Raw genomic sequence first — 26779 nt, forward strand, 5'->3', positions numbered from 1 at the left:
AATCCTTGGTAGGTGAGTTCCGGCGGGTCGGTCGATGGGGAGCGCCGTGAAACGGAGGCTTGCGCGCCTGTTCGGTCATCGCTAAACGGTCGGTGTCAGGGTCGTTAGCTCAGTTGGTAGAGCGTCTCGCTTACACCGAGAATGTCGGCGGTTCGAACCCGTCACGACCCACCATTTTTCGATAACTTGGTGTGACTGCGATTATCGGCAATCTGTTGAAAGTTGCACATACCTCAGAACATCGGCTCACCGGGATGAGCAGGTCTGCTTGCATCCCAGCGATTGGCTTGCCGGAGCAGCTCGGAGGATCGGTCCAATCCTTGCTTGCGCTCGCCGATCGGTCGGAGAGAGTTCCGTTGCTAGACATGGAGTTCGGGTACGTCCGTCACTATGAAGGTCCGTCCCGGGACATCGACGCCTAGAGGCGCGCGGGCACAGCTGATCTTGCGATTGGACCTGCCGGCGGAGAGCAGAATGTCGCATTGGGTATCGATGTCACGCGGCCATGCGGCTCCCGGCTCCGTTCACGGGGTCTGTGCATGAAAGCCTGTCGCGCTACCCAAGGAGCGTCACGCGTCGGGAACTCGGCCAGACGGACCGTATCGTCCCTTCGCCCTGCTGATTGTACTATTCGTCGAGATGATCGAAGGCGGGATCGTCGATCACCGAGAGCAGCAGGGCAGAGACTCGGGCGCGCTCTTCGGTCTCAAAGGGCGTAAACCCGGCGAGATCGAGAAACCAGAGCCCCTCGATGGCCAGATAGGCGAGGGCGGCGCGGTTGAATCCGGCGCCTTTGCTCATGGCTGAGAAGCGCTCCTTGTGGTGCTCGCGCCCTTCGCTCGCGTCCCAGATGCCGGAGGTCATGATCTTGGCGCTGACCTCATCCAGTTTGGATCGCTTCTCGAGCGAGGAAATCGCCCAGCCCATGAGGGCTTTGGTCTTGCTGTCGGGAAGGCTTTCCGTCGCCTCGTGACGGGCCTGAAGGTAACGCTGGCGCACATGGGCGCGCACCGCGCGATTCAGCTCCTCGCGGTTGGGGAAGTGATAGATGACACCGCTTTTGCTGATGCCGGAATGCTGGGCGAGACTGTCGAAGCTCAGCCCTTCGACGCCGCGTTCCAGGATCAATTCCAACGCCTTGTCGAGGAGATCCGCGCGCGAACTGGGGCGCCCGCGCCGCCGCACGGGCCGGCCTTGTGTTGGGCTTTTCGAGGGCGAATTCATGGGAGCTCGTTTCTGATGGCAAAATCGGAACTGCGTTCCGGCGATTAACTCTAGTGCGAATCTCGGTATGAACTCAACCGCGTCTCCCGAGATATATGGCCCCGCGTCCACGCCCGGCTTTCCGAGATCGGCGGCAGGGCGGCGCGAATCCCGCCGCGAGTCGGGGCATGACTCCGCGAGATGGATGTATATTTCGCCTAACATTTATGCAAATCGCACCATCCTGCCCTGAACCGTGCAAGATCTCCGTCGTCCAGCCGCGAAATTCTTGACAGCCAGTGAATCGGCTATTTACTGCACCAAAAGGTCAGTAATTACCGAAAAGCGCCTCGGGCACGGTCCTGACCGTGCCCGCGCAGACAGGAAGGGAAGTGCGATGTCGAGCAAGCTGAAGGCCATGGTTGCGAGCGGTCAGTTCATTCGGAACGGCTGGCTTTCGCTTCCCTGCGCCTATTCTGCCGAACTGATGGCACGGCTGCCCTGGGATAGCCTGACGGTGGATCTTCAGCACGGGGTGCAGGATTATCAGAGCCTCGTGGCCTGCTTTCAGGGCATGGCGGGGTCCAAGGTGGTGCCGATGGCGCGGGTGCCGGAGAATGCACCGGGGATCATCGGCAAGGTTCTGGATGCGGGCGCCTGGGGCGTGATCTGCCCCATGGTCAACACCGCCGATCAGGCGCGCGCGCTGGTCGATGCCTGCCTCTATCCGCCGCAGGGGGCACGGTCCTTCGGGCCCAATCGGGCCGCGGGCTATGCGACCGATGTGCCCTATCACCATTTCGCCAATGACCAGTTGCTGGTTCTGCCGATGATCGAAACGCGCGAGGCGCTGGAGAATGCCGAGGAGATCCTCGCGGTTCCCGGCGTCAGCGGGGCCTATATCGGGCCGAGCGATCTGGGCTTCTCTCTTGGCTTCGGACCGGCTTTCGACCGTGACGAGCCGGAACTGCTGGCCGCGTTCGAGCGGGTTCGGGCCGCCGCGCAGGCGGCAGGGAAATTCACGGGGATCCATACGCTCAGCGCCGCCTATGCAAACCGGATGCGCGCTGCCGGCTTCGGGCTGGCGACGATCGGCAGCGACGGGTTCTTCATGCAGCAGGGCGCGCGGGCCGCGCTCGACGCCTGTCCCGCCGGAGGCTGAGCCGCTCGGGCGGCCCATAAGTGTCCACATCTCCAGACGGACGCCGCCGTGCTGCGGCGGCCACGATAATCGAGAAGGTTCTTCACAATGCCGGTTGCCGACAGACTCGCCGATCTCGGGATCACGCTTCCCCCGGTTTCGTCCCCGAAATACGCCTACCGGCCCTTCAAGCGCGCCGGAGACTTGGTCTTCCTGTCGGGCGCGGTGCCGCGCCTGCCGGATGGCAGCTTCCTGGTCGGTCAGGTCGGCACGGATGTCAGTACGGAGCAGGGCGCCGCAGCTGCCAGGCTCTGCGGCCTGCATCTTCTCGCCGTGGCACAGGAGATCACCGGGTCGCTCGACGATATCGAATTTCTCAAGATCACCGGGATGGTCAATGCGGAGCCGGGCTTTGGCGAGCAGGCGCAGGTGATGGAGGGCTGCTCCCGCCTTCTGGTTGAGGTGCTGGGGGAACGGGGCAGCCATGCAAGGTCCGCCGTCGGCATGGGCTCGCTTCCGCTGAACGTCAGCGTCGAGGTCGAAGCAATCATACAAGTGCGTCCTGACCCGGCCGAACCCCGCGGTTAGGGCCGAGGTCTATCGCCCGTGGCCCGGTTCCACTGGGCGAAGCCGTAACAGATTCCGGTGCCGCCGGCGCTCTGCGAGCCTGGCCGCGCCCCTTACAAGGTGCCGTCAAGATGCCCCTTTCCGCCTCTCCGGCGATTGCTTCTTTGAATTCGGTCGCGCCCGATGCGCCCTGGCATTTGCGCCCGCCCTCCTGGTCCGAAATCCTGGAGGCCCGCAGCGATGCACTCCTGCGTACGCCGGTTCTGGAAAGCGCCCGCGTGAATGCGCTGCTGGGCGGGCGGCTTCTGGTGAAGGCCGAAGGGCTTCAGGTCACCGGCAGCTTCAAGGTGCGCGGTGCGCTCAACCGGATCTCTGCCCTGACGGCGGAGGAACGGGCACGGGGCATCATCGCCTTTTCCTCGGGCAACCACGCGCAGGCGGTCGCCTGGTCCGCGGCCCGCTTCGGTATCCGGACGCTCATCCTGATGCCGGAGGGGGCGCCGGCCGTGAAGGTCGAGCGGACACGGGCGCTTGGCGCGACGGTCGAGCAACATGACTGGCGTGTGCATTCGTCGCGCGAGCTTGCCTCCCGGACTGCGGCGGAGCGCGACATGGTGCTTATTCCGCCCTTTGAGGACCGCCGCGTCCTGGCCGGCGCGGCGACGCTCGGGATGGAACTGGTGGAGCAGGCCGCCGCGATGGGGGAGGCGCGTCTTGATGCGGTGCTGACCGGATGCTCGGGCGGGGGCCTGCTGGCCGCGACCTCCATCGCCGTAAAGACACTGTCGCCCACGACCGAGCTTTGGGGCGTCGAGCCCGTGGGCTATGAGGATCTCGCCGAAAGCCTGACACAGGGCGCACGCGTCACCATCCCGCCCGGGCCGCCGACGATCTGCGATTCGCTCAATGCGCGCACCACGGGCGATCTGACCTTCGGTATCCTGCGCCACACGCTCTCCGGGGCCTTGGCGGTGACGGATGAGGAGGTGCTGCGCGCCATGCGATTCGCCTTCGAGGAGTTCAGGGTGGTCGTCGAACCCGGCGGTGCCGCCGCCCTTGCGGCTGTGCTCAGCGGGCGCTTCGCGTTGCGCGGGCGGACCGTCGCGGTGGTCGCCTCCGGGGCGAATGTTGACGCCGCTCTGGCCGCGCAGGCGCTGACCGGGAACCCGGCCGGTGCTCCGGAAACACCAAACGACAGCTGAGCGCGGCGGCACTTGAGAAGGATGTGCCGTAGAAATCGGCACTGCCTGAACGGAAGGCATTATCGCCGGCAGATATATTGACGGCCGCCTGTTTTCCGGGATTACTGTACTAATAGGTCAGTTTAAGAAATCTGGCACGAACAGCGATAAGGGAAGCGGCGCTCAATCCGGATGAGCCCATTCCGGGCCGCTTCCACGAACCACCAACCATCCGCGAAAACGCGGAGAGCCACCACAACCGACAGCCCGCACAACAGGGAGTTTGAAATGGGTCTGATCAAAATCATGAAGGCCGCCGCCTTCGCCGTTCTGGTTGCAGGGGCGCCTGCCACCGCGGATGTCATCAAGTCCGGGGCGACGGCCACCGGCGTGCCGTTCAACTTTCTCGATCCCAAGACCAATACGATGAGTGGCTTCATGCTCGACATCGCCAACGAGGTCGCCAAGCGCGGAGGGTTCGAATTCGACCTGCAAACGGTTGATTTTGCCTCGCTGGTGCCGGCGCTGCAGAGCCGCCGGATCGACATCATCACCTCGTCCTTCTCGATCACCGAGGAACGGTCGAAGGTCGTCGATTTCGCGGTGCCGGTCTACAGCTTTCACCAGGGCCTGCTCGTCCCCGCCGGCAATCCCAAGAAGCTTGCCACCTATGACGATATGAAGACCGCCAGGATCGGCACGAACATCGGCAACAGCGCCATCGCCGAAGGCCGCAAGATCGGTGTGACCTTTGAGCAATACAGCTCCATCCAGGACACGCTGCGCGACCTGTCGCTGGGCCGCATCGACGGCGCGATGGTCGACATGCCGATCGCCGACTGGATGATGAAAGCCAATCCGGACTACAAGATGGAATGGGTCGAAGGCTTCGAACCCTTCTTCACCGAATATTACACCTTCTCGGTGCGCAAGGGCGACACCGCGATACTGGATCGGGTGAACCCGATCCTCACCCAGATCAAGACCGATGGCACCTTGGCCGAGCTCATCAAGAAGTGGGGTATTTCCGTCCAGATCGCTCCGTGACGGCTTACCCCCGGCTCTGGTGCTCCCACCCACCCGGGTTGGGAGCACCCCAGACATCAAGGTGACGACAATGTTCGAATACTTGCCGCTGTTTTACGCGGGACTATGGACGACGTTGCTGCTGTGGCTGGGCGGGCTGGTGCTCGCGACGCTGCTCGGCGTGGTCTGGGCGATGCTGATCTGGCTGAAAGTTCCCGTGCTTGCGCAGTTCGCATCCACCTTCGTCCTCTTCGTCAGAAGTGTGCCGATCCTCGTCCAGATCTTCTACATCTTCTTTCTGCTGCCGGATATCGGCATCGTGCTGACGCCCTATTGGGCGGTGGTCTTCGGCCTGGGCCTGGCCTTCTCTGCCTATATGGCGGAGGTGTTCCGCGCCGGCATCCTGGCCATCGACCGTGGCCAGTTCGAGGCCGCGACCGCGATGGCCATGCCGCAGCTTCTGGTGGCGCGGCGCATCGTGTTGCCGCAGGCGATCAAGACCTCGCTGCCCGGCTATGCCAATGTGGTGGTGATGATCCTCAAGACGACCTCGCTTGGTTCCGTTATCGCGGTCCCGGAAATCTCGCGCACCGCGTATCTTCTCGTCCAGTCCACGTTGAAGAGCGTCGAGATCTTCAGCCTGCTGGCGCTCCTTTACATTGCCATCAGCGTGCCGCTGATCGTGCTGATCCGGCGGATGGAACGCAAATGACCCAGATATTCGATAACTGGCTGGGCTTCATGCCCGACCTTCTGAACGGTCTCTACCTGACGCTGATCATCTCCTTCGGCGCCATCGCGCTTGCCACCGTCTTCGGGCTGATCATCGAGGCGATGCGGTGGGGCGAACATCCGATCCTGACGGCCAGCAACACCGTTCTGGTGGTCGTGCTGCGCGGTATCCCGACGCTGGTGTTCATCTACTATGTCTATTTCGTCTTTCCCGTGATCGGGATCGACCTGCCCCCGGTCGCGGCGGGGATCCTCGCGCTGGCAATTTCACATGCCCCCTACATGGCCGAAAACATGCGGCTGAGCATCGAGGCGCTCGACAAGGGTCAGTTCGAGGCGGCGAGCTCGATGGGGATGAGCAAGGCCCTGATGATGCGGCGCGTGGTGCTGCCGCAGGCGGTCAGGAGCTTCCTGCCGCCCTATGGAAGCTCCATCGTGATGGCGATCAAGGACTCAAGCCTCTGCGCAGTGATCACCGTCGCCGAAATCACCCGGCAGGCCCAGATCATCGCGGCGGAGACCTTCCGCACGCTGGAAGTCTTCTCGCAGGCGGCGCTGCTCTATTGCGCGATCTGCGCCCCCCTCATTCTCGTGGTCCGCTTCATGGAAAGCCGGATCTCCCGAAAGGTCTGAAAATGATCGAGTTCAAGAACGTTCAGAAGTCCTACGGCACCGTCCAGGTCCTGCGCGGCATCAACGCCCATATTCCCGAAGGCAAGGTGACCTGCATCATCGGCCCCTCCGGCTCCGGCAAGTCGACCATGCTGCGCTGCATCAACGGTCTGGAAACCTATCAGGGCGGCGACATCATCGTGGGCGACACCAGGGTCGATCCGAAATCCGCCAAGGCGCTGCGCAAACATGTCTCGATGGTGTTCCAGCGGTTCAATCTCTTTCCGCATCGCACCGTGCTGGAAAACGTCATGGAAGCGCCGATCTACGTGCATGGCGTCGAGCGCAAGGCCGCCGAGGCACGGGCGCGCGAGTTGCTGGAACGGGTGGGTCTTGGGCATCGCATGACGGTCTATCCGCCATCGCTGTCGGGCGGCGAGCAGCAGCGCGTGGCCATCGCCCGCTCGGTCGCCACCGATCCTTCGGTGATCCTGTTCGACGAGCCGACCTCGGCGCTGGACCCCGAACTGGTCGGCGAGGTGCTTCAGGTGATGCGCACCCTGGCCGCAGGGGGGCTGACCATGATCGTGGTGACGCATGAAATCGAATTCGCCCGCACCGTCGGCGACAAGGTGCTGTTCATCGACAAGGGCGTGATCGTCGAGGAAGGCGATCCGAAAGAGGTTCTCGTAAACCCGCAGGAAAAGCGCACGCAGGACTTCCTGCGCCGGCTGTTGCAGCGGTAAGCCGCGCGGAACATGACAAGGAGGTCGAACCGGTGATGATCGGAACTTGGTCCGCGCGATGTGGGGCGGCGCGGCGATGAGCGCCTTGGAACGGGCAAGCGTCGCCGTGATCGGCTGCGGCCTGATCGGCATCAGCTGGGCGGCACTGTTGCGCTTTCACGGCCATGACGTGATCGCATGGGATCCCTCGGACGCGGCCCGCGAAAACATGGCCGAGGCGATGGAGCATCCCTTGGCGCAGCTGCGCGAACTGGGCGGCGGGCAGACCGCCACCGGGCGGTTCAGCATCGCCCCGACGCTGCAACAGGCCGTCCGTACGGCGCAGATCGTGCAGGAGAACGGCCCCGAACGGCTGGAGGTCAAGCGCGCGCTTTATCGCGACATCTTTGCCGCAGCACCCACTGACGCGATCATCTCCTCCTCCACCTCCTCGCTGATCTGGCGGGATCTGGCCGCCGAGGCGGGCACTGACGCGCGGCGCATCGTGACCGCGCATCCCTTCAATCCGCCGCATCTGATGCCGCTGGTCGAGCTTTTTGCCGCCGATGACGCGGTTCGGCAGCGCGCGGCTGCCTTCTACAGAGGACTGGGACGGGAGGTGGTCAGCCTGCGCAAGGATGCGGTCGGGCATATCGCCAATCGGCTCGCCTCCGCGCTGTGGCGCGAGGCGGTGCATATCGTCGCCGAGGGCATTGCCGATGTCGAGGACGTGGATCGCGCGCTGGTCCATGGTCCGGGCCTGCGCTGGTCGGTGGTGGGCGCGCATATGGGCTATCATCTGGGCGGCGGCGCAGGCGGCATGGCGCATTATCTGGACCATCTGGGCGCCAGTCAGGAACGCCGCTGGGCCAGCCTCGGCCAGCCCGCCCTGACAGAGGCAGTCAAGGAAAAGCTGATCGCGGGCATTGGCGCCGAAACGCGCGGGCGCAGCATTCAGGACCTGGAAACGGCGCGCGATGCGCAGCTCATCGCCATTCTGAAAGCCAAAGGGGGTCTTGATGTCTGACCTTGCCGCGCCGCGCATTGCGCTGGTCCATGCGCTGGAGGAATCGGTACTGCCCATTCGCGCGGCCTTTGCGCAGATCTGGCCGGAGGCGGCGACCTTCGATCTGCTGGACACTTCTCTGGCGCCCGACCGCGCCGCCGCCGGGCACTGCGATGCCGGGATTGTCGCGCGATTTAAGGCGCTCGGCCGATATGCCGCCGATCATCCGGGCAGCAGCGGGCCGACGCGCGCTCTCCTGTTCACCTGCTCGGCCTTTGGCCCGGCAATCGACGCCGTGCGGGACGATCTGCCGATCCCGGTGTTCAAGCCCAATGAGGCGGCCTTTCGCGAGGCGCTGGCCATTGGGCCGCGGGTCGGCCTCTGCGTGACCTTTGAACCCTCTCTGGCCTCGCTCTCGGCTGAACTCGAGGCCGAGGCTGCCCGTGCCAGAGTGCCACTGGACATCACCCCGGTGCTGGTTTCCGGCGCCCTTGCCGCGCTCAAGGCGGGCGACGCAGAGGCGCATGACGCGGCGGTGCAGGCCGCCTGCCGGGGGCTGCGGGGGCTGGATGTGCTGGTGCTGGGGCAGTTCTCTCTCGCCCGCGCCGCGCCGGGGCTGGCGGATCTGCCCTTCCCGGTGGTCACCACCCCCGGCTCGGCGGTACGTGCCTTGCGCGATCTTTTCGAGCGCCTTTGAAAAGCCGCACTGCGCGGTGAGGTGCTTTTCCGGGGCACGGGACGACAGTCCTTGCCTGCCCCATGCTGCATTTACCTTAAGGAACGCTGTCATGTTCGATCAAGCTGCACTCATCATCGGCGGCTCGGCGCGGCGGGAGGCGAGCGCCGGGACGCTGCGCGTTACCGACCCCGCCACCGACGCGCTGATCATGGAACTGCCGAAGGCTGGCGCGCCGGAGGCTGTCGAGGCCGCGCAACTCTCCATGGAGGGCTTTGGCGTCTGGTCTGCCAAGCCCGCCTATGAGCGCTACCAGATCCTGCGCCACGCGGCGCAGCTGATGCGCGAGCGCGCCGGGGCGGCTGCCGAGATGATGACGCGCGAGCAGGGCAAGCCGCGCATTCAGGCCCTGACCGAATGGAACAGCAGCGCGGATCTACTGGACTGGTCGGCGGAGGAGGGGCGCCGCGCCTATGGCCGTATCGTGCCGGGCCGTGCGGCGGATATCTCGCTCTCGGTGCTGAGCCGCCCGGTCGGGCCGGTCGCGATCTTCTCGCCCTGGAACGTGCCCGCCTGGGGGCCGATGCAGAAGATCGCGCCGGCGCTGGCCGCCGGCTGTTCGGTGGTCGTGAAGGCGGCCGAGGAGACGCCGCTGACCGCCTGGGCCATCGTACGCTGCCTGCTGGATGCGGGTGTGACGCCGCAGGCGGTCAGCCTGCTCTGGGGGCAGGCGGCCGAGATCTCGGAGGCGCTGATCGCCGCGCCTGAAATCCGCAAGGTCTCGCTGACCGGCTCCACCCGCGTCGGGCGCATCGTCGCCGCCGCAGCGGGGGCAGCCTTGAAGAAATCCACCATGGAACTGGGTGGCCATGCGCCGGTGATCGTGGCCGCGGATGCCGATCTGGATGCGCTGGTGCCGCTGGCGGTGACGTGGAAGTACCGCAATGCCGGGCAGATCTGCGTCTCGCCCACCCGCTTCCTGGTCGAGGACGCTCTCTATGAGCCCTTCGTCCGCCGGTTCACCGCCGAGACAAGCAAGCTGTCCGTTGGCAATGGTGCGGATCCGACCACAACCATGGGCCCGCTGACGACGCCGGGCCAGGTCGAGACGGTCGACGCGCTGGTGCAGGATGCGCTGGCACAAGGCGCGACGCTCGAGACCGGCGGCGCGCGGATCGGCAATGTCGGCAACTTCTATCAGCCGACGGTCCTGTCGGGCATGACCCCGGCGATGCGGGCGATGAACGACGAGCCCTTCGGGCCGCTGGCGCTGGTGATGCGGGTCGGCTCGCTGGAGGAGGCATTGACCGAAGCGAACCGGTTGCCGGTAGGCCTCGGCTCCTATGCCTTCACCCGCTCGGATGCGGCGGCTTCGCGGATCGTGCGCTCTATTCACGCCGGGATGCTGGGGCTGAACCACTTTGCCCTCGCGCTGCCCGAAACGCCCTTCGGCGGCGTAATGGACAGCGGCTTCGGCGCAGAGGGCGGTATCGAGGCCCTGCAATCCTATTCCATGGCGATGCTTGTGACCCACAGACACTGATCACGCCCATCAGCGCGGACGCAGCGGCTGCGGTCTGCCTGGCGCAGGCGATGAATGTCCGAAGCCCGTGGCGGCGATGTATCGCGAACGGGCGGCGGCGCGGGATGCCTCCGGCCCGCTCGCCCGCAGCTTCGCCAAGATCGCAGCCTTCCTGCGCGCGGTGGCCTCCGGGCTCCGGGGTGATGGCTTCACCGATGCCGCTTTGGTCATGGAGCGGATCGCCTCCGGCAAGGTCGGCGGGCGCGGGCCGGAAGGCGGCGGGCCGGGGCGGTTCCCGCCTGTCCCCGCCAAGCGTATCGCGCGAACCTTCGATGAGGCGCGCGCGGCGGCAAAGGCTTTCCAGAGCAAATGTCTGGTCAATGCTGCAACCGGCATGACCGCGGTGGTTTCCCGCAACACACTGGACAAGATGTTGAGCATGAAGGCCGTCTCAAAGTCTTCCAATGCTGCTGACCATGCGATGGCTGTGGCGAATGTCGATGCGCTCTTTGCGAACGCCATCCACGGCTGGAAAAAGGAAGACGCGGAGGCAGACAGCAATATCGCCTTCATTCATCGGCTTTTCTCGCCAATGCAAACCCCTGACGGCCGCATTCTTCTGACGAAACTGACCATCAAGGAGACCCTGCGGAAAGACCGAGACAATCCCCTCTACAGCGTAGGGGCCATTGAATTTGATGGGGGTCGTCCCCTGCGGCTATATGGGTGGGCGCGGCTCTAGGCGCTGATGGCATCGAACCGAGGGACATCCGCTCCGCAGAGGACGTGATGAATATGGCGCGCGAGGTGTCGCAGTTCAATCGGGAAACCAAGGAAAGCCGGTTCACCGACGCGGTGAAGAGGCGGATCGACAAGCTCGACATCGCGCTGACGGACGAGACGGAGCGCGGCACCCTCCACCGGGCCATCAGGAGCGCCATGGGCGGCAACTGCTCGCGGTGGACAGGCTTTCGGGGAGCGCGATGAATGAGACGGCTTCGTTGTCATCAGAGCCAGCTCTTTCTGAAGAGGATGAATGCTTCCCGCCCGTTAGCGACATATCATATACGGCGGCGAGGCTGTCAAAAATATCTGTGTGATCAACAAGCCAGAGGAGAGCCGTTTCGCCTCCTTACCCCTGGCTTTGCAGAGTATGCAACAGGCGGGAAGACACTTGGCCTCCCGGCCATCGAGACCGATGGTTAGCGGGCGCCATCCATCGCGGCCTGTTCAGAGATAGTCCTGTAAAGCCGTTCGTTCCAGTACGGAACCCAGCAGACAAGCGCGCGGCCCGTCCCGTGGAAGGCGCGCAGCCGGGTCTGACCGGAGATCAGGTTGCGCGGCCATCTCGCCGGTGCACGGGACGAAAACCGCAGCCCGCCCGTCCGCCCCAGAACGAGCCGTCCCTGAACCCTGAAGTCGCTGTCATCGACATCGATGGTCTCTACCGGGCCGGGCGCATTGATAGCGACCTTGCCCGCGCCTGACACGGTTGTCTTCCATGACAGCAGACCATCGCCTGCCCAGAAGCTGGACCACGCGGGATCGCGCGTCATGCCAAGCTGCACGGACCCTTCGGAGGCCCAGTAGGCGCCTGGCTCCAATATCCATTGCTCCCCGGGTATGACGTCAAGAAGATGATATCCGCCAAGCGTCGGCTGAAGGAGAACGGAACCTGTCCCGGTATAGAAGGGCCGGATCCGGGCGTCGGAGGTGAAGAAGGAGCGGAAGATGTCGCCGGGCGCGGGCAGACGGGGGGTCATGACCACGTCGCCCTGCATGGTGGACATCGCGCCGTGGCGCGCGCGCACTGTTTCATCCGCGATGTCGATGCGGATCTGACGCATCCCCTCGACTTCACGGACACTGAACTCCGCCATTGCCGTCTCCCTTCAGTAACGCGGCTCGTCCCAAGACATCGCACGCTCCCATACCATGATGAGGGATTCCGGCCTCAGCCCGGCGGCCCCCCGCAACGGCGCGTCCAGCGTGGACATGACGAACAGAATGACGGCGAGAAAGACAGAGGTGACAGCACCAAGGAAGAACTGCCGCCGTGGACGCATGCGCAGCAGGCAGATCAGCAGGACGCTGATGATCGCGCCGCCGAACACCGCGTACCACATCGCCTGCGGTATCCGCACGAAAACTGAGGCGATGCGCTGCTGCCGGGCCGCCACGAAATCGCGGAAGGCGGAGAGCACTTCGGCATGCACGATCTCCTGTCCCGGCGTCTTCGGCTCGAACTCAGCCAGACGCTGGCGCATGGCGTTGGAGCGGTTGTTGCCACCGTCGAGGAAATCACCGCGCTGATGTGCCGCCCAGTCCTTGTGGATGGTGAACAACACGTAATCGCGCAGCATCTCCTTCATGTCGGAGCGCAGCGGCTCGGGATACACATTCACATCGGCATAGAGCGCCGAGATGGAGTTCGCCTCCTCCAGCATCGAGGTGCGGACGCGGTCGTTGTTCTGATAGGCCGACACGGTGAGAAGGCCGAGCAGCAGGCCGTAGAACAGGCTGAAACCCGAGGTCGCATAGTTGATCGACTCATTCAGATCCGGCCCGGATCCGATCAGGAGGCGCATGACCGGTTTGAACACCAGCATGCCCAGCAACATGCCGATGATCGCCATGGCCAGGAAGCCGATCGCCAGTTGCTGCTGCGGAATATCATAGACAAAATCGAACATGCGCATGTGACCTTGAATGTCACAGCGAACCTACCGCGCGAAGCGATTTGCGCGAAGGATAAAATGCAAATTGTCGCATGTGGAACGCTCGATTATTCTGGTGTCGCAGATGCTGGTTCAGGGCGCACAGATGATCTCCTTTGCACGGCTCCTTCTGGTCCTGTCGATTGCGGTTGCGCCCCCGGCGATGGCCGTGGATCAGGCCTCTCCCGACCTGAGGTTTTTCTCGATCGGGACGGGGGAGGTGACGGGAAACTACTATGCCGCGGCGAAGGCGATCTGCGGTGCCGTAAACCGTCATTCCGACGGCAAGGTCCGCTGCAGCGCGGAGGCGACCCAGGGCACGATCTATAACCTCGCCGCGCTGAAGTCCGGCGATCTGGACTTCGCGATCGTGCAGTCGGACTGGTTGCGATATGCCTATCAGGGCGCGGGGCTGTTCGAGGCGCAAGGGCCGATGACCGAGCTTCGGACCGTCATGGACCTCTATCCCGAGACGCTGACCCTCCTTGTCGCCCGCGACCGCGGGATCGACAGTCTGCTGGACTTGCGGGGACACCGGATCGACATCGGCGCACCAGCCTCCGGGCGGCATGCGACGGCGCTGAGCATTCTCGACGCTGTCGGGTTGAGCAGCAACGACTTTCCCATGATCGTCGAACTTCCGATTGCGAGCGCCTATGAAGAGCTTTGCGCCGGGCGTATCGACGCCTCTCTTTTCGTGATGGGGCATCCAAATGCGGGTCTGGCCAGTGCCATTTCACGCTGCAACCTGGAAATCATCGGATTCGCCGCTTCGACGCGCGAGAGCATTCTCTCCCGCCACCCCGATTTCCGCGCCATCTCCATCGCCGCCTCCGACTACGGCCTGACGGCGGATGTGGAGTCTCTCGCAGTCACAGCGACGGTCATCACTTCCGCGGCGCAACCTGACGATCTGGTGAAGACGCTGGTGGAACAGACCCGCGCGGCGCTGCCGGCCTTACGAATAGAGACCCCGGTTTTCGGTGCGGTCGAAGAGTCGCGGATGGGGGAGGGAGCAGAGGTCGCGCCGCTTCATCCGGGCGCTGCGGCAGCGTATAAAGCGCTCTCGCCATGACCTTCGGCATAATCTGCGACCGCTAACGCCGCTTCACAGCATCGAAATATGCAGTATGGCGGAAATGGGAGATATATGGTCGTAAATCTTACTCCGCCCGACGCGGCTTCCGCCATCTTGGAGAGAGGTTTTGTAGGGGCGTGAAAAGCTGTGAAAGGCGCGGCAGACCGGAAATTCGGCCTTTGTGCGGGTAGGGTTCTCCGTCCGCTTCGCTCCTTGTCGGTAAAATGAGCGACGCGGTCCCGCGATCAGCGGACATGCGGATCGGTTTGATCGGTGCGACGGGTTGGATCGGCGCAGCCCTGGGTACGCGGCTTTTGACATCGGGCATCGTCGCGCCCACGAGGCTGGTTGCGATGAACCGCAGCGGCGACCCCGGCCCTTACAGGTCACATGAGATCGGCTGGGCCGAGGATCCGGCGGAACTGGTGGCGCGGGTGGATGTGGTCATCCTCGCGGTTCGCCCCGAGACATGGCCCGGTCTGCAGCTGCGAGCCTCGGGCAAGCTGCTCATTTCGCTAATGGCTGGCGTGGGAAGCGGCGATCTCGCCCGTAGCGGCGCGCGCGTTGTGCGCGCGATGCCAAACGCGGCTGCCGAAACGGGTACGTCCTACTCGCCCTTCTGGGCGGGGGCCGATGTGACAAAGGCGGATCGCGATTCGGTTCACCGTATTCTGGGTGCAATCGGCACCTTTGATGAATTGCCGGAGGAGCGGCAAATCGACATGATCACCGCCGTTTCCGGCTCTGGCGCGGCCTATCCGTCACTGATGATGGTTGCGATGGTTGACGTGATGAAGCGGCACGGAATTCCGGACGGCATCGCATGGCGTGCCGCGAAAGCCACCATCTGCGATGGTGCTGCCCTGCTGGCCGGGCAACCGCAGCTGGCGCAGAGCTTCCTCGCCGCCTATCGCGACTATGGGGGAACGACCGCATCCGGGCTGGACGCGGCAGCAAGAGGAGGATTTTCCACCGCGCTGGAAGCGGCGCTTGAAGCCGCTGCGGAAAGGGCACGAACCATGGCCAGTGCAGGAGCCGTTTGACGCATTTCAGGTGCCCGACGTGCCAAAGCGGCAGCTCGCGGGCAGATCACAAAAGCCGCAACAGGGAATGGAAATGAAAAAGCTAGCGTGTCTCATCGCGGTTGCCCTCCCGGCGGCAGCGTTTTCGACGGCTGCCAGCGCAGCTTGCGGCAGCTTTACCATCGCGAGCATGAATTGGCAGAGCGCCGAGGTGCTGGCGAGCCTCGACCAGTTCATTCTGAATAACGGTTATGGCTGCAACGCGGAGATCACCACCAGCGACACGGTGCCCGCCATCACCTCTCTGGTGGAGAAGGGCAAGCCCGAGGTGGTGCCGGAATCCTGGGTCGATCTTATGCCCGAGGTGGTTGCGGGCGGTCTGAAGGACGGCAAGATCGTCGAACTGTCCCGCTCGCTTTCCGACGGTGGGCAGCAGGGTTGGTTCATCCCGCGCTACATGCTCGACGCTCATCCCAACCTCAATAAGATCGAGGAGATCCTTGCCCATCCCGAACTCTTCCCCGCCCCGGAGGATAAATCGAAGGGTGCCGTCTATAACGGCCCGCAGGGCTGGGGCGGAACGGTGGTGACAACACAGCTCGCCAAGGCCTTCGGTGTGGAGGACAAGGGGTTCATACTCGTCGATACCGGCTCCGCCGCAGGGCTCGATGGCTCCATGGCCAAGGCCTATGAGCAGAAAGCGCCATGGCTTGGCTTCTACTGGTCGCCTACGTCCATGCTAGGCAAGTACGATATGGTCGCGGTGGATTTCGGCATCGCGAATGACCCTGCGGAATGGAAGCGCTGCACCTCTTCGGCCGATTGCGCCGATCCGAAGCCCAATGCCTTCCCCCGTGACAATGTCTTTACGCTGGTGTCGAAAAAATTCGCGGACGAAACCGATCCCGCGGTCATCGACTATCTTAAGAAGCGCAGCTGGACCAACGATACCGTGAACCAGCTCATGGCCTGGATGACGGACAATCAGGCGACGGGAGAGGACGGCGCGCGGCAGTTCCTGAAGGACCATCCCGATATGTGGAGCGCATGGGTCAGCCCCGAAGCAGCCGAGCGCATCAAGGCGGCGCTCTGATCCGCCGGCGGGGCCGCTCGTGCGGCTTCGCCGCCCCCCGCATGTCATAGCCCATCCGATCATGAGGTCGCCATGGCCTGGTTCGACAGGTTCCCGCAACTCGACGACGCGACCCTCCGTGATCTGAAGAAGGTCATCGACGAGGGTTTCCGCACCTTCACACGCTCCTACGGCGATGCGATCGAAGGCTTTTTCGAGCCGCTCCGGCAGTTTCTGGTGTGGTCGGAGGCGTTGTTGACGAGCACGCCCTGGCCCATCATCCTTGCCGCCATTGCCGCTCTCGCATGGTTCGCCAGTCGCAGTCTGCGCATCGTGATCGCCAGCGTGGCGACGCTTGCTCTGATAGGAGCGTTCGGGATGTGGGATGATACGATGAAGACCATCTCCATGATCCTGACATCGACGCTTCTTGCCATCCTTATCGGCTTGCCGATCGGCATTCTCATGTCGCGCTCCGACCGCGTTCAGTCTTTCGTCAACCCCGTGCTCGACGTGATGCAGACCATGCCGTCCTTTGTGTATCTGATCCCGGTCGTGATGCTGCTGGGCATCGGGAAGGTTCCCGGTCTCATCGCGGTGGTGATCTATGCCATTCCGCCCATGATACGGCTGACGAACCTTGGTATCCGCGAGGTGGATGGCGAGGTGTTGGAGGCGGCAGATGCCTTCGGCTCCTCCCCCTGGCAGCGGCTCGTGAAGGCGGAGCTTCCGCTCGCACTGCCGACGATCATGGCGGGCATCAACCAGACGATCATGATGGCGCTTGCGATGGTCGTCATAGCGTCGATGATCGGCGTGCAGGGGCTGGGCCAGCCGGTGCTGAAGGCGATTTCCAACCAGTATTTCACGCTGGGACTGTTCAACGGACTGGCCATCGTCGGTATCGCCATCGTCTTTGACCGGATCAGCCAAGCCTGGGGCTTCCGGCTTCAGAAGCATCGCGGCGGTCGCCGTGTCTGATCCCATCGGCATCGAAATCCGCCACCTCTTCAAGATATTCGGTCCTCGTGCCGCCGACTACGTAGAAGCGGTTCAAAACGGTCTGTCGAAGCAGGAACTCAACGAGCGGTATCGCCATGTCCTCGGGCTGCGCGATATCAACATTTCCATTGCCGCCGGCGGCATACAGGTGGTGATGGGTCTGTCCGGCTCGGGCAAATCCACGCTCATTCGCCACATCAACCGGCTGATCGACCCGACTGCGGGAGAGATCCTCGTGGAGGGGGAGGACGTGGTGAAGATGTCTTCAACGGCGCTTCGCGACTTCCGGCGACACCGGACGGCGATGGTATTCCAGAAGTTCGGCTTGCTCCCGCATCGAACCGTGCTCGACAATGTGGGTTATGGGCTGGAGGTGCAGGGAAGGGACACCGCCGAACGGAACCGCATCTCCGCCCGCTGGATCGACAGGGTGGGTCTCGCCGGGTTCGAACGGAAATATCCTGCCCAGTTGTCAGGCGGGATGCAGCAGCGGGTGGGTCTGGCGCGGGCGCTGGCCACTGATGCGCCGATCCTGCTGATGGACGAGGCGTATTCCGCGCTGGACCCGCTGATCCGCTACGACATGCAGACGGTTCTGCTCGATCTTCAGAAGGAGGTCCGCAAGACCATCGTCTTCATTACGCATGACCTCGACGAAGCCTTGCGCATCGGAGACCGTATCGCGCTGCTCAGGGACGGTGCGGTCATCCAGCAGGGGACAGGGCAGGATATCGTGCTGCATCCTGCCGACGACTACGTGGCGAACTTCGTGCAGCATGTGGACCGTGGCAAGGTGGTGCGCGTCGCCTCCGTGATGGAAGCGGGGGGGCAGGAAACTGCCGGCCCCACTGTGACGATGGAAACCACCCTGACGGATGCCCTTCGCGAGATGATGGGGCATGGCGTCCAGTGCCTTGTTGTGTGCGATGGGGCCGGCAGGACTGTCGGGCGGCTGTCCTTGCAACGTGCCATCGCGGTTTCGGCGGGAGTATGAGGAAGAAGACCCCTGCTTCACCCGGTGAGCGTCGCCATTTCGGGCGCAGTGATGAAGCGCCAGTTCCGCCGCGGGCCTGCCATCACGTTGAGATAATAGAGCTCGAAGCCGAAGGGGGCGCCGCAGGGATGATGGCCGCGCGGCACCAATACGACATCGCCATCCCGGACCGTCATTGTCTCGTTCAGGGTTCCGTCATCTGTATAGACGCGCTGGACCGCCCAGCCCTCCGACGGGCGAAGGCGATGGTAGTAGGTTTCCTCCAGATACGTGATCCGCGGAAAGTCGTCTTCGTCATGCCGATGGGAAGGATAGGACGACCAGTGGCCCGCAGGGGTAAAGACCTCCGTCACCAGCAGGCTGTCGCAGAAATCCTCTGCTTCCATGGCGATGTTGTTGATGTAGCGGGTATTGGTTCCTTGGCCGCGGGGGGTAAGCTCGATTCCGTCCGGCCCGATCCGCCGCGGCGGATGGCCACCGGTGGCCGGCCCTGTGCAGAGCGCGATCGTGCAGCCCGTCACTGCCTCCGCCGCCCAGTCCGATCCATTGGGGAGGTAGAGCGAATGGGGTGGGGTGCGGTCGAAAACGTCCATCCGGTCCCCGAGCACCCCCCAGTCCTGCCCCGCGGCCTGGAACGCGGCCTTGCCTTCCACCATGACGAAAATCGCCTCTCTGTCGCGCGTCGCACCGGAGACACGGTCGCCGGGGCGCAGGCGGTGGAGCGTGAAGCCCACGTAACGCCATCCGGCGTTTTCCGGTGTGATGCAGTGGACCTCGCCGTGATGACCGAAGGGACGGCGGAGAAGCGCGGTCATGGCCGCGTCTCCGCCGTGACGGCCCGGTCCAGCCCTGACTCCCGCGCGGCCGCGCGGAGAGAGTTGAGACCGAGGGTTTGGTAGGTGAGCGGATCGTAGCGATCGGGATCCTGCTCCGCTTCGATGACCAGCCAGCCCTGATAGTCTGCCTTCGCGAGTATCCGCAGAAGGGGCAGGAAGTCGATCGCCCCCTCCGGATCGCCCGGCACGGTGAACGCGCCCACCAGAACGCCCTGAAGGAAAGAGAGATGCTCCGTCCGCACGCGCTCTGTCACCGCACGGCGGATATTCTTGGCATGGAAATGCGCCACGCGTGCGGCATGGTGCATCAGCACCTTTTCCGGATCACCGCCTCCAAAGGCGCAATGGCCCGCGTCGAACAGCAGATGCGTCGCAGGCCCTGTTGCGCCCATGAAGGCGTCGATATCTTCGGGGCTTTCGACAACCGTGCCCATGTGGTGATGATAGGCAAGTGTCACTCCCTCCCCTGCCAGATAGCGGGCGAAGTCTTCCACTCGCGCGCCGAAGGCCTTCATCTCCGCTGCTGTCAGACGAGGACGATCGTTCACCGGCACCATGGGATCGCCATGTACGGTGTTGGAGCATTCGCACACGATGCAGACCTTGCAGCCGTTTACCTTGAGCTTCGCGAGATGGGGCTGAACGGCAAGGATTTCCTCATCCACACTGCGGGTGAGCAGGGCCATGGAATACCAGCCCGAAACGAAGCGGAGGCCATAGCTTGCCAGCAAAGTCTTCAGCGCCTCTGGGTCTTCGGGCCAGCGATGGCCGTTCTCAATTCCGTCGAAACCGATGACTTCGCCCGCTTCGTGCAGAATGCGGTCGGTTGGAATCCCCGCGCCGATGGAGCGGTCGTCGTCATTGGCCCAGGCGATAGGGTTGGTGCCGTAAAGGATCATCTTTGCCATCCGTCAGTTGACCAGATTCTGGCGCGCCAGCGCCTCGAGATACCGCGTGCGGGCGTGCTGGAGTTTCTCGCCATTTCCCGTCTCCGGGACAGCTACGTCCCACCAATGTCCCGCCTCGCCGAAACCGGGGCCATGGCTCGGATCCGTCTCGATCACGATGACAGTGGGTAAATTACGCAGACGCGCGGCAGCGACCTGTGCCTCCAGATCGGCGATGTCGGCAGCTTTGACCGCATGGGCGCCCATGCTGCGGGCATGGGCAACGAAGTCGATCTCCGGCTGTGCCTCGACCGCGCAATCGGCATAAAGGTTGTTGAAGGCCTCGCTCCCAGTGCCCTGCTGGAGACGGTTGATACATCCATATCCGCGATTGTCCGTCAGGATCACCGTGAACGGGATGCGCCGCATCACGGCGGTGGCGAGTTCTGAGTTGGCCATCATGTAACTGCCATCGCCGACAAAGCAGAGCACCTCCCGCTCCGGCCGCGCGAGCTTAAGTCCCATGGCACCGGCGATTTCGTAGCCCATGCAGGAATAGCCGTATTCCATGTGATACCCGCCCTGAGAGGCCTGCCACAACAGTTTCAGTGCTCCGGGCATGGTGCCCGCGGCGGACATGGCGATGCTGGCCTCTGTCGCGGCACGCTGCACAGCGCCGATGACCTGTGCATCGGTGGGCAACAGGTTGGTGTTCCGGGGGCGTGCGCAATGCGCCTCCACGGCCGACAACCAGCGGCTTCGCGCCGCCGCATCTGCATTCGTGGCGCGATAGGCCCCGAGCAGATCCCCCAGCCGGTCGAGCGCGACCCGCGCATCGGCTACCAGCCCGACGGCGCCGTGCTTGTCGGCGTCATATCCCTGCGTATTGATGCTGACGAGCCGGCGTCCAGGATGGGTGAACAGCGTCCATGAGCCCGTGGTGAAATCCTGAAATCGGGTGCCGATTCCGATGACCACATCTGCCTTGCCAGCGATGGCGTTGGCTGCCGCCGATCCATCCACCCCGGCCGCGCCGTAGTTCAGCGGATGCGCTTGCGGAAGTGCGGATTTCCCGGCCTGCGTCTCCACGACCGGGATGCGGTGGCGGTCGGCGAAATCGGCCAGCGCCCCCTCCGCGCCCGAATAGATCACCCCGCCCCCGCAGACGATCACCGGTGCGGTTGCTTCCCGGATCAGGTGCGCAACCTCTGCAAGGTCGGCGGCGTCTGGTTCGGGGCGGCGGATACGCCAGATGCGCGGTGCAAAGAACACCTCGGGCCAGTCATGGGCCTCCGTCTGCACGTCCTGACAGAAGGCCAGCGTCACCGGGCCGCATGTCGCCGGATCGGTCATCACCCGCATCGCACGGGGAAGGGCCGTCAGCAGGTGCTCCGGCCGGGTAATGCGGTCAAAGTAGCGGCTGACGGGCCGGAAGCAGTCGTTGGCGCTGACCGTGCCGTCATCGAAGTCCTCGATCTGCTGCAGAACCGGGTCTGGCCGACGATTGGCAAAGACGTCCCCGGGAATGAGGAGAAGCGGCAACCGGTTCACATGCGCCACGGCGGCGGCGGTCACCATGTTGGTGGCGCCCGGCCCGATGGAGCTTGTAACGGCCTGCGCGCGCCGACGGGCATTCCCTTTGGCATAAGCGATGGCGGCATGGGCCATCGTCTGTTCGTTCTGCCCCCGCCATGTCGGCAGATCGGCGCCCATCCCGTGCAGCGCCTCGCCCAGACCGGCCACGTTGCCATGACCGAAAATGGCCCATACGCCTTCGATGAACCGCTCCCCCGCTTCGTTTTTCTGTTGCGAGAGCCAGCGCACCATGGCCTGTGCCGCCGTCAATCTGAGCGTCATGCCGCCTCCCTCCGCGCGCTGGCGCGGGCCTTGTCCCAAAGATCACAGAGACGGCTGTAGCGCGCGGCCATCTCCGTCACTGCCGCGGCATCGTCCATCTGCCCGTCGAACCACTGCCGCGCCGCTTCCGAAAAGATCGTTCGCCCGACCGCGAAGCCCCGCACCAGTGGAAAGGCCGCCGCGATACGGAAGCTCTCTCCGAGCACCGCCTCGGGCGAGTCCAGACCAAGCACGACGATGCCGCGGGTATGGCTGTCATGCGCTTCGATGGCGGCGATCGCTGCTTCCCAGGCGGCCGGCGTGGTCATAGGCTCCAGCTTCCACCAGTCCGGTCGCACACCGATCTCGTAGAACTGCCGGATGAGCATAGCGGTGGTGCTGTCATCAACGGGGCCGACACGCGACGGAATGATCTCCAGCAGAAACTCCAGCCCGTTGCGGCGCGCCGCGGTGAACAGGCGGAGCACCGTCTCCTCCTGCGCTGCTCTCATGTCGGGCGGGTCGTCAGGGTGGCAGAGGCAGAGCACCTTCACCACGTTCTCCCTCGCCCACTCCTGCAAGCCGCCGCAATCCGGCCCCAGTTCCTGTTCCAGCATCAGGGGTCGGGAACCCGGCCATTCTGCGGGGCGGCCTATCCACAGCCCACTTCCCGAAGCCGCGTGCAGCGCGCGCCGCCCGATCCGGCTGTCGCAGAGAATGCCGTAGCCCGCCCGGCCGGCCTGTACCTGGCGCGCGGCCCGGAGGCAGAGCTCCTTGAAGGCGGCGCCCTTTGCAGGGGTGTAACCCGCCATCTCTTCCAGCTGCGCGCGATGGTCGAAGGCGAAGATGCGACAGTCATCCGCTCCCTTTGTTCGGGTCGTTGACCAGTGGAGCTGCTCAAGCTCCCAATCGTTGCGCAGATCGGGCCGACGGAGACCGCGCGCCAGAAAGAAGCGCAACTCCTCAAGGCTCGGATAGGCGGGTGTGCAGCCATGACGACTGACGGCAAAGGCTCCGCAGGCATTGGCGTATTCGAGCGCACGCGGCCAGCTCTCACCGTCCAGCCATCCCTTCAGGAGGCCGGAGAAAAACCCGTCGCCCGCGCCCAGCACGTTGAAGACCTCAATCGGAAAGCCCGGCCCCCTCTCGCCCGCATCGAGACTGTCGGGAATTGCTCCGGCAAAGGCGACGGCCCCCGCAGCGCCCCGCTTGCAGACGAGCACGGCGCCCGTGACGTTCCGCACCGTACGGAGCGCGTCCAGCGTATCAGTACTGCCGCCAGCGATATGGAACTCCTCCTCCGTGCCGACGATCAGGTCGAAGAGCGGCAGCGTTTTCTGAAGGCGGGCAGTCACCGCAGCGCTTTCCACGAATCGGCTCTCTCCTTCTCCGTGACCGGCCACCCCCCAGAGGTTCGGGCGATAATCGATGTCGAGCGCCGTGCGGGCCCCGTGTCTTCGCGCAAGGGCGAGCGCTTTCAGAACGGCGGCTTCCGTCCGGGGATGGCTCAGATGCGTGCCGGTCGCCAGAACCGACCGGGCCTCCGCGATAAGGTCTTCGTCGATATCGTCGGGCGAGAGCGCCATATCGGCACAGTTCTCCCGGTAGAAGATCAAAGGAAAGCGATCTTCGTCGCGGATGCCCAGCACGACGAGCGCGGTGAGCCGTTCCGGATCTGTGAGGACGCCGCGGGTATCGACACCCTCGCGCGTTAACTGTTCGCGAATGAACCGGCCCATGTGCTCATTTCCAACTTTAGTGATCACAGCCGATCGAAGACCCAAGCGGGAGGCACCGCAGGCGATGTTGGTAGGGCTTCCGCCAATGTATTTTGCGAAGGACGCCATGTCTTCCAGACGGCCGCCGATCTGCTGGCCGTAAAGATCGACCGATGATCGGCCTATGGTGATCACATCAAGCGTCTTCATGCGCTGTCTCCCTGATGCAGACTGGCTGGCCGTCGGAGGTGGCCATGGCATGGATCACCCGCTCGATCGCGAGGCCCTGCGCAAAATCGGGACCACGAGAAGGCGCGCCGCCAATCGCCGCGATGAGATCCCGGCATTCCACGACCTTCTGTTCGTTGAAGCCGAAGTTGTGGCCGGGCGCGGGGCAGAAGGCAGCAAAGTCCGGCTGCTCCGGGCCGGTGAGGTGACGTGTGAACCCGGCCTCTCCCCTCCGGTGGATCAAGAGTTCGTTCATGCTCTCCTGATCGAAAACCATGGTGCCATCGCTCCCCTGCACTTCCCATTGCAGGCGACACTTGCGCCCCTGCGCCACGCGGGATGTCGCGAAGGAACCAAGCGCGCCCGAAACGAAACGCACGAGGGCAAAGGCGCTGTCCTCGTTTTCCACCGCTCGCGGACCGTCGGGGGACAGCCGTTCGGGAACCGTGACCTGGGTCAGCGCCGTGACCTCGGCAACAGGCCCCATGAGCGTGACCATCTGGCTCACGAGATGGCATCCCAGATCGCCAAGTGCTCCCAAGCCCCCCTCCGCTTTCGTCATACGCCACGTCCAGGGAAGCGTGGGATCGGCGGAATAATCCTCGTCATAGACACCACGGAAAGCATGTGGGCGGCCTATCGTACCTTCGGCGATCATTTTAGCCGCTGCCTGAAACGCCGGACTGCGCAGGTAGTTGTAGCCGAGCATCGTGACCTGAGCGGGATGGCGGGCAGCGAGCGCCGCCATCGCTTCCGCATCCGCCAGCGTGAGCGCCATCGGCTTTTCAAGCCAGACATGCTTGCCCGCCCGCAGTGCCGCTTCCGCCATCCGGCGATGGAGCGCGTTGGGGGTGGTGATGGACACGACATCCACCGAGGGATCCTGCACGACCGTCTGCCAGTCTTCGCTGCTCCGGGCAAAACCGAACCGGGACGCCAGAGCGGCGGCCCTGTCCTTGGGAGTGTCGCAGAGCATCTCCAACCGTGCGGGAGCGCCGCCGAAGACGGTGGCCACATTGCGCCACGCCATGGCATGACACTTGCCCATGAAGCCCGTGCCGATCAGCGCCACACCCAAGCCGGCCATCAAATCGTTCCTCCGAGGCTGCCTTCAAGTTGCGCCATCTCCTGCCCGCCGGCCATCATGTCCTGAAGAGCGGAGGCGTCGATCTCTCCCTTGCGCGCGGTGCCGAGCGTCTGGCCACGGTTTAACACCGTAAATCGGTCCCCCACCGCCAGGGCATGGCGAACGTTATGGCTGATGAAGACCACGCCCACGCCCTGCGCCCGGACCCGTGCGATGGTCGCCAGGACGTTCGAGGTTTGCCGGACGCCGAGCGCGCTCGTCGGCTCATCCAGGATGAGAACCTTGGCCCCGAAATAGACTGCGCGTGCGATGGCGACCGTCTGCCGTTCTCCCCCCGATAAGGTGCCGACGGCCTGATCCGGCGCCCGCAGATTGATGCCCATGCGCCGCATCTCCTCCATGGTCACGGCATTCGCCCTTTCAATGTCGAAGCGCTTGAAGGGGCCGCGCCCGCGTGTCGGCTCCCGGCCCATGAAGAAGTTGCGGGTGACGCTCATCAGCGGGATCATGGCAAGATCCTGAAACACCGTGGCGATCCCGGCCTCCATCGCGTCACGCGGGCTTTGAAAGCTCATCGGCCTGTCCTCAAAGGCGATGGTGCCGGAAGTGGGTTTGTGCACCCCCGACATGGTCTTTATGAAGGTCGATTTCCCCGCGCCGTTGTCACCCAGCAGACAGTGACATTCTCCCGGCTGCACATCGAAGGTCACGCCGTTCAGGGCAATCACATTGCCGAAATGCTTACGGATGTTTTCCATCTGGATGATGGGCTCGGGCATCACCGCTCTCCCGTCACGCGCTTGCGTATCACGTTGTTGAAGATCACCGCGAGCAGGAGCATTCCGCCCAGGAACACCTGAAACCAGTCCTGATCGAAGCTGGTGTAGGTCAGGCCGATCGTGACCATGCCGAAGATGATCGCTCCGAAGAAAGCGCCAATGGCGGAGCCGTAACCCCCGGTGAGCAGGCAGCCGCCTATCACGGCCGCGATGATCGCCTCGAACTCCTTCATGAAACCCCGGCGCGCATCCGTGGACCCGGAGTCGATCACGGTGATGATGGCGATAAGGGCGGCGGCACAGGCCGTCAGCATGAACAGCGCGATTTTCACCCGCGGCACCGGCACGCCGGAGTTCTCTGCGGCATTCCGGTCGCCGCCCGTCGCGAATATCCAGTTGCCCCATGCGGTGCGCAGCAGCACGAAAGTGGCGAGCAGTGCGAAACCCACGAACCACAGGATCTCCACGGGCACACCCGGAACGCTTGGCGTGCCGGAGCGGAGCGTGGCGATCCAGCCGTGCCCGGCCATCCAGCGAAACAACCCGCCGAATGCATCGCCGGAGAAAAGCGGGGCAAGCCAATCGCCCTCCACAGCCTCGCGTATGCCGCGAAGCTGCGTGGAGCCATTGGTGAACAGCTTCAGCCCTACCAGCGACGCGCCCCGCAAGATGAACAGAAAGGCGAGCGTCACGATGAAGCTGGGCAGCCCGGTGCGGAGCACGATCACCCCGTTGAGAGCACCGATCCCTGCTGCGAAAGCCATGGTGAGCGGAATCGCGAGGATCAGCGGCAGGCCCATGTTGACGACAAGGACACCGAAGATCAGTCCGGCAAAGGCGATCATGGAGCCGATGGACAGGTCGAACTCCCCTCCGATCATCAGCATCGCGGCCGCGATGCCCAGGATGCCAAGTTGCGCCGCCGGGGTCATGAAGTTCATCACGCCCTGTGGCGTGAACATCGCAGGACTTGCGGTGATCATGAAGAAAACTGTGACGAGGACGAGGCCGCCGATCGCCCCGAGTTCCGGTCGTTTCATCAACCGCGTGACAAGGCTTTCCGACCGGATCCGCTCATCCGCGGCGAGAGTCGTCGTATCCGATGCCATGGGTTATTCCCCCTGTTCGGTTC

General features: G+C 63.9%; 27 protein-coding genes and 1 tRNA gene. 18 read left to right on the forward strand and 10 right to left on the reverse strand.

What is annotated here, in order from left to right:
• Nucleotides 1-98 precede the first annotated feature (98 nt).
• Nucleotides 99-174 (forward strand) — tRNA-Val (locus CN97_RS08810).
• A 453-nt stretch (nt 175-627) separates the two neighbouring features.
• Here CN97_RS08810 and CN97_RS19830 read toward each other — a convergent pair.
• Nucleotides 628-1185 (reverse strand): TetR/AcrR family transcriptional regulator, encoded by a 558-nt coding sequence (locus tag CN97_RS19830; RefSeq protein WP_169743191.1) that lies wholly within the window; start codon nt 1183-1185, stop codon nt 628-630.
• Between the two features lie 415 nt (nt 1186-1600).
• Here CN97_RS19830 and CN97_RS08820 point away from each other — a divergent pair, with 415 nt between their 5' ends.
• The 12 genes from CN97_RS08820 (at nt 1601) to CN97_RS08875 (ending at nt 11378) form a co-directional block, all read left to right on the forward strand.
• Nucleotides 1601-2365, forward strand: coding sequence for an HpcH/HpaI aldolase family protein (locus CN97_RS08820; RefSeq protein ID WP_035709972.1), 765 nt, complete (start codon nt 1601-1603; stop codon nt 2363-2365).
• 87 nt (nt 2366-2452) lie between these two features.
• Nucleotides 2453-2932 (forward strand): RidA family protein, encoded by a 480-nt coding sequence (locus CN97_RS08825; RefSeq protein WP_035709974.1) that lies wholly within the window; start codon nt 2453-2455, stop codon nt 2930-2932.
• A gap of 110 nt (nt 2933-3042) precedes the next feature.
• Entirely contained in the window at nt 3043-4113 is a 1071-nt protein-coding gene (locus CN97_RS08830) for a threonine ammonia-lyase (protein WP_051911092.1), read from the forward strand.
• 267 nt (nt 4114-4380) lie between these two features.
• Nucleotides 4381-5139 carry an ABC transporter substrate-binding protein gene (locus CN97_RS08835; protein WP_035709977.1) on the forward strand — a complete coding sequence of 253 codons (759 nt, stop codon included), beginning with the start codon at nt 4381-4383 and terminating at the stop codon, nt 5137-5139.
• A gap of 70 nt (nt 5140-5209) precedes the next feature.
• Nucleotides 5210-5830 (forward strand): amino acid ABC transporter permease, encoded by a 621-nt coding sequence (locus CN97_RS08840; protein ID WP_035709978.1) that lies wholly within the window; start codon nt 5210-5212, stop codon nt 5828-5830.
• The gene (locus CN97_RS08845) at nt 5827-6483 is read left to right on the forward strand and encodes an amino acid ABC transporter permease (protein ID WP_035709981.1); all 657 of its coding nucleotides are present in this window, start codon (nt 5827-5829) and stop codon (nt 6481-6483) included. The genes CN97_RS08840 and CN97_RS08845 overlap by 4 nt, the downstream gene beginning before the upstream one ends.
• A gap of 2 nt (nt 6484-6485) precedes the next feature.
• On the forward strand, nt 6486-7208 hold the full coding sequence (locus tag CN97_RS08850) for an amino acid ABC transporter ATP-binding protein (protein WP_035709983.1): 723 nt from the start codon (nt 6486-6488) through the stop codon (nt 7206-7208).
• A gap of 76 nt (nt 7209-7284) precedes the next feature.
• Nucleotides 7285-8214 (forward strand): 3-hydroxyacyl-CoA dehydrogenase NAD-binding domain-containing protein, encoded by a 930-nt coding sequence (locus tag CN97_RS08855; protein WP_035710165.1) that lies wholly within the window; start codon nt 7285-7287, stop codon nt 8212-8214.
• On the forward strand, nt 8207-8890 hold the full coding sequence (locus CN97_RS08860) for an aspartate/glutamate racemase family protein (RefSeq protein ID WP_035709984.1): 684 nt from the start codon (nt 8207-8209) through the stop codon (nt 8888-8890). The genes CN97_RS08855 and CN97_RS08860 overlap by 8 nt, the downstream gene beginning before the upstream one ends.
• Nucleotides 8891-8981: 91 nt before the next feature.
• Complete coding sequence (locus CN97_RS08865; protein ID WP_035709985.1) at nt 8982-10412, forward strand: NAD-dependent succinate-semialdehyde dehydrogenase; 1431 nt, start codon at nt 8982-8984, stop codon at nt 10410-10412.
• Nucleotides 10413-10488: 76 nt separating this feature from the next.
• The gene (locus CN97_RS08870; protein WP_035709986.1) at nt 10489-11133 is read left to right on the forward strand and encodes an LPD3 domain-containing protein; all 645 of its coding nucleotides are present in this window, start codon (nt 10489-10491) and stop codon (nt 11131-11133) included.
• A gap of 47 nt (nt 11134-11180) precedes the next feature.
• A complete protein-coding gene (locus CN97_RS08875; protein ID WP_035709987.1) occupies nt 11181-11378 on the forward strand; it encodes a hypothetical protein in 198 nt (65 codons plus the stop codon).
• Between the two features lie 215 nt (nt 11379-11593).
• Here CN97_RS08875 and CN97_RS08880 read toward each other — a convergent pair whose 3' ends face one another.
• Both CN97_RS08880 and CN97_RS08885 read right to left on the reverse strand, forming a co-directional pair.
• Nucleotides 11594-12271 (reverse strand): AIM24 family protein, encoded by a 678-nt coding sequence (locus CN97_RS08880; RefSeq protein WP_035709988.1) that lies wholly within the window; start codon nt 12269-12271, stop codon nt 11594-11596.
• A 12-nt stretch (nt 12272-12283) separates the two neighbouring features.
• Complete coding sequence (locus tag CN97_RS08885; protein ID WP_165496707.1) at nt 12284-13084, reverse strand: bestrophin-like domain; 801 nt, start codon at nt 13082-13084, stop codon at nt 12284-12286.
• Nucleotides 13085-13193: 109 nt separating this feature from the next.
• Here CN97_RS08885 and CN97_RS08890 point away from each other — a divergent pair, with 109 nt between their 5' ends.
• From CN97_RS08890 to CN97_RS08910, 5 genes are all read left to right on the forward strand, one after another.
• On the forward strand, nt 13194-14183 hold the full coding sequence (locus CN97_RS08890; protein WP_169743192.1) for a TAXI family TRAP transporter solute-binding subunit: 990 nt from the start codon (nt 13194-13196) through the stop codon (nt 14181-14183).
• Nucleotides 14184-14440: 257 nt separating this feature from the next.
• Nucleotides 14441-15229: a pyrroline-5-carboxylate reductase family protein gene (locus CN97_RS08895; RefSeq protein ID WP_035709994.1), complete on the forward strand. Its 789-nt coding sequence runs from the start codon at nt 14441-14443 to the stop codon at nt 15227-15229.
• Nucleotides 15230-15302: 73 nt separating this feature from the next.
• Nucleotides 15303-16301 (forward strand): ABC transporter substrate-binding protein, encoded by a 999-nt coding sequence (locus CN97_RS08900; protein WP_035709996.1) that lies wholly within the window; start codon nt 15303-15305, stop codon nt 16299-16301.
• A gap of 72 nt (nt 16302-16373) precedes the next feature.
• Complete coding sequence (locus CN97_RS08905; RefSeq protein WP_035710000.1) at nt 16374-17261, forward strand: ABC transporter permease; 888 nt, start codon at nt 16374-16376, stop codon at nt 17259-17261.
• Nucleotides 17254-18276 (forward strand): quaternary amine ABC transporter ATP-binding protein, encoded by a 1023-nt coding sequence (locus CN97_RS08910; RefSeq protein ID WP_035710002.1) that lies wholly within the window; start codon nt 17254-17256, stop codon nt 18274-18276. Before CN97_RS08905 ends, CN97_RS08910 begins: the two co-directional genes overlap by 8 nt.
• Before the next feature lie 17 nt (nt 18277-18293).
• On the opposite strand, the gene iolB is transcribed toward CN97_RS08910, so the two are convergent.
• Genes iolB through CN97_RS08945 form a run of 7 tightly spaced genes read right to left on the reverse strand, consistent with a single transcriptional unit; the run spans nt 18294 to nt 26756 of the window.
• A complete protein-coding gene (iolB, locus tag CN97_RS08915) occupies nt 18294-19091 on the reverse strand; it encodes a 5-deoxy-glucuronate isomerase (protein ID WP_035710003.1) in 798 nt (265 codons plus the stop codon).
• The gene (gene iolE, locus CN97_RS08920) at nt 19088-20011 is read right to left on the reverse strand and encodes a myo-inosose-2 dehydratase (RefSeq protein WP_035710006.1); all 924 of its coding nucleotides are present in this window, start codon (nt 20009-20011) and stop codon (nt 19088-19090) included. Before iolE ends, iolB begins: the two co-directional genes overlap by 4 nt.
• Before the next feature lie 12 nt (nt 20012-20023).
• Entirely contained in the window at nt 20024-21856 is a 1833-nt protein-coding gene (gene iolD, locus CN97_RS08925; protein WP_035710008.1) for a 3D-(3,5/4)-trihydroxycyclohexane-1,2-dione acylhydrolase (decyclizing), read from the reverse strand.
• Nucleotides 21853-23763 carry a bifunctional 5-dehydro-2-deoxygluconokinase/5-dehydro-2-deoxyphosphogluconate aldolase gene (locus CN97_RS08930; RefSeq protein WP_035710010.1) on the reverse strand — a complete coding sequence of 637 codons (1911 nt, stop codon included), beginning with the start codon at nt 23761-23763 and terminating at the stop codon, nt 21853-21855. The genes iolD and CN97_RS08930 overlap by 4 nt, the downstream gene beginning before the upstream one ends.
• A complete protein-coding gene (locus tag CN97_RS08935; protein WP_035710013.1) occupies nt 23750-24868 on the reverse strand; it encodes a Gfo/Idh/MocA family protein in 1119 nt (372 codons plus the stop codon). The genes CN97_RS08930 and CN97_RS08935 overlap by 14 nt, the downstream gene beginning before the upstream one ends.
• Nucleotides 24868-25647 (reverse strand): ATP-binding cassette domain-containing protein, encoded by a 780-nt coding sequence (locus CN97_RS08940; protein WP_035710015.1) that lies wholly within the window; start codon nt 25645-25647, stop codon nt 24868-24870. The genes CN97_RS08935 and CN97_RS08940 overlap by 1 nt, the downstream gene beginning before the upstream one ends.
• Nucleotides 25647-26756 (reverse strand): ABC transporter permease, encoded by a 1110-nt coding sequence (locus tag CN97_RS08945; RefSeq protein ID WP_035710018.1) that lies wholly within the window; start codon nt 26754-26756, stop codon nt 25647-25649. The genes CN97_RS08940 and CN97_RS08945 overlap by 1 nt, the downstream gene beginning before the upstream one ends.
• Nucleotides 26757-26779: the final 23 nt, after the last annotated feature.

It is taken from the genome of Haematobacter massiliensis (assembly GCF_000740795.1).
Classification (GTDB): Bacteria; Pseudomonadota; Alphaproteobacteria; order Rhodobacterales; family Rhodobacteraceae; genus Haematobacter; species Haematobacter massiliensis.